This window comes from Microbacterium sp. Kw_RZR3 (assembly GCF_029222405.1).
Lineage (GTDB): Bacteria > Actinomycetota > Actinomycetes > Actinomycetales > Microbacteriaceae > Microbacterium.
In genome coordinates, this window is the sequence record NZ_JARHXC010000067.1 from 1 (window position 1) to 2490 (window position 2490).

The 2490-nt window shown below is 72.7% G+C and carries 3 protein-coding genes; 2 read left to right on the forward strand and 1 reads right to left on the reverse strand.

The window, feature by feature from the left end; translation table 11 throughout:
- Positions 1-278 precede the first annotated feature (278 nt).
- Both P2P98_RS03525 and P2P98_RS03530 read left to right on the forward strand, forming a co-directional pair.
- Positions 279-857: a GNAT family N-acetyltransferase gene (locus P2P98_RS03525; protein WP_275797285.1), complete on the forward strand. Its 579-nt coding sequence runs from the start codon at positions 279-281 to the stop codon at positions 855-857.
- Between the two features lie 42 nt (positions 858-899).
- A complete protein-coding gene (locus tag P2P98_RS03530; protein WP_275797287.1) occupies positions 900-1283 on the forward strand; it encodes a S4 domain-containing protein in 384 nt (127 codons plus the stop codon).
- A 178-nt stretch (positions 1284-1461) separates the two neighbouring features.
- Here P2P98_RS03530 and P2P98_RS03535 read toward each other — a convergent pair whose 3' ends face one another.
- Positions 1462-2364, reverse strand: coding sequence for an NUDIX hydrolase (locus P2P98_RS03535; RefSeq protein WP_275797289.1), 903 nt, complete (start codon positions 2362-2364; stop codon positions 1462-1464).
- Positions 2365-2490: the final 126 nt, after the last annotated feature.

Consider the following 2490-nt stretch of genomic DNA (forward strand, 5'->3'; position numbering starts at 1 on the left):
CAGTCAAGTGCGCTACCAAGCTGCGCCACATCCCGTCGCCCGCGAGCGGGCAACTCCCCTATATTAGCCGCTCCGCGACCGTGCCGCGAACCGGCCGCAGCCCGGGCGTGTGCGCATGCCCGCGAAGTGTGAAGCCAACCGCACCCCGGCGTGTGGGCAGAGCCCGGCGATGCAGGAACAAGCCGCCTCGGGCGGTGCGCGCGGGGCCGACCCGCTCCCAGAGGCCGAGCGCCCGGCAATCCCTTGCCGGTGTCGGACCCCCTCGCTACGGTCGCCGCATGAGCATCGAGATCCTCCCCGCGACCGGTGACCGCTTCGACGACGCCGAGGTCGCTCTCGACAGCGGCGACGGCCCGGAATGCCAGTGCCAGTGGTGGCTCCTCCCCAACGGCCCGTGGAAAGAGGCATCCGTCGCCGAACGCACCGAGCTCTTCCGCGCCGAATTCAGCGACGGCCGCCCGCCCGGACTCATCGCATATGTCGACGGCGAACCCGCTGGTTGGGTGCGGGTAGGACCCCGCACCGCCCAACCGCGCCTCGCCCGAACCCGCGACGTCACGGCCTCGACCACGGAGCCGCTCGACGCCGACGATGTGTGGGCCGTCTCGTGCTTCGTCGTCCGCACAGAACACCGCGGCAGGGGTCTCACCGGCCAGCTCCTGGATGCCGCCGTCTCCGCCGCCCGCGACGGCGGGGCGCGCGTCGTCGAGGGGTACCCGCTCGATCCGAACGCCGCGAAGCGGTCGTCGAACCAGCTCTTCCGCGGCACCGTCTCGGTCTTCGAGGCCGCCGGCTTCGACGTCGTCGATCGCCCCAAACCCGACCGCGCCCTCGTCGCGCTCACGCTGCACGACTGAGCGCCCGTCCTACGATGGAGGTTCGCCGACGAAGGACCTGACATGACGGATGCCACGCCCACCGCGCGCGTCGACGCCTGGCTGTGGGCGGTCCGGGTCTACAAGACGCGCTCCGCGGCCACCACCGCGTGCCGCGCCGGTCACGTCCGCGTCAACGGCGAACGCGCGAAGGCCGCGCAGCCGGTTCGGCCCGGCGACGAGCTCCGCGTGCGGATCCAAGGGTTCGACCGCATCCTCGTCGTCAAGAAGACGATCTCGAAGCGGGTCGGGGCCGCCCTCGTCGCCGAGGCCCTCGACGACCGCACTCCCCCACCCCCACCGCGCGAGAGCATGCCGTTCGTCCCCGTCCGTGACCGCGGCGCGGGCCGCCCGACCAAGCGCGATCGCCGCGACATCGAGAAGCTGCGCGGCCGAGACCTCGACTGAGCAGCGACTCGACCGGTGGCTTCGACAAGCTCAGCCACCTCACCAGGTCCCCGATCCCATGCACGGGACCGAAACCCCCACCTCAGCCACCCCAGGTCCCTGAGCCCGTCGAAGGGACCGAGACCCCCACGTCGCCAGGCGGCTCCGACGAGCCCAGCCACCCCGGTTCCGTCGCGCTTCAGCCCAGCTGATCCAGCAACCACCGCGTCCCGCGCACCGACGCCCCCAGCGCCTCCACGCGTTCCGCCAATCCGCGGTCGCTCGTCACCACGATCACCGGGTCCCACGACCCGACGAGCTTCGATGTCACGCGCACGATCTCGTCATCGCCCGACCCGCTGGCCCGCCACACCGCGACCAGTTCGTGGTCGACGTCCGTCGCACGCGCCTCGCCCTCCAGCACCGCCGCAACGAACGGGAACCAGCGCGTGGCGGAAAGGCCGAGGGACTCGGCATCCATTCCCTCGGACGCGAGCGCCGAGAGGCGGGTGAGCAGTCGCCCGGCCGCGCCGGCGCGGTCTTTCCACCAGCCGTCGGGTACCGAGCCCATGACGTTCGCGACATCGACCACCACCGCGGGACGCACCGACAGCGCGGAGCGAAGGGCCGGCCACGCCGCGGCGAAGCCCGGGTGGAGGGGCCGAGACTCGACCTCGTCGACCGGCACCCACTCGAGCGCCACGCTCTCGGGATCGCTGATGACGGGCTCGAAGGGCGCGGTGACGTCGGCGACGAGGGTCGTGTACGTCCAGATACCGAGGTCGAGCACGCTCTCGAAACGGGCCTGCACGGCGTCCTCGGGGACGCCGGCCTCTTCGCCCGACTCGCGCAGGGCGCCGTCGCGCGCCGACTCGTTCTCGTGGCGCGCCCCGCCGGGGAGAGCCCAGGTGTCGCCGAAGTGACTCCACGACACGCGGTGCTGCAGCAGCACGCCCCGCTCGGCGTCGAGGGCCAGCAGTCCGGCGGCACCGAAACGCCCCCAGTACTTCTCGCCCGTCGGCGCGACGACCCACGCATCCCCGGGGTCGCGGGGACCGTGCGGGCGCCGCGGTTCGCCGGCGGCAGGGGGCTCGATCGTCATCCCGTCCAGCCTGGCACACCTCGGCGCGCCCGGGTCAGCCGGACGACTCATGGCGCCGCATTCCCGCGCCGAGCCACCCCCGAGCCGTCACGCGGATCCGGATGCCGACACGCCGACCCCACGGCA

Bases quoted from the DNA above. Each gene is read 5' to 3' on its own strand.
- P2P98_RS03525 (WP_275797285.1), top strand. From the start codon at position 279: ATGAGCATCGAGATCCTCCCCGCGACCGGTGACCGCTTCGACGACGCC.
- P2P98_RS03530 (WP_275797287.1), top strand. From the start codon at position 900: ATGACGGATGCCACGCCCACCGCGCGCGTCGACGCCTGGCTGTGGGCG.
- P2P98_RS03535 (WP_275797289.1), bottom strand. From the start codon at position 2,364: ATGACGATCGAGCCCCCTGCCGCCGGCGAACCGCGGCGCCCGCACGGT.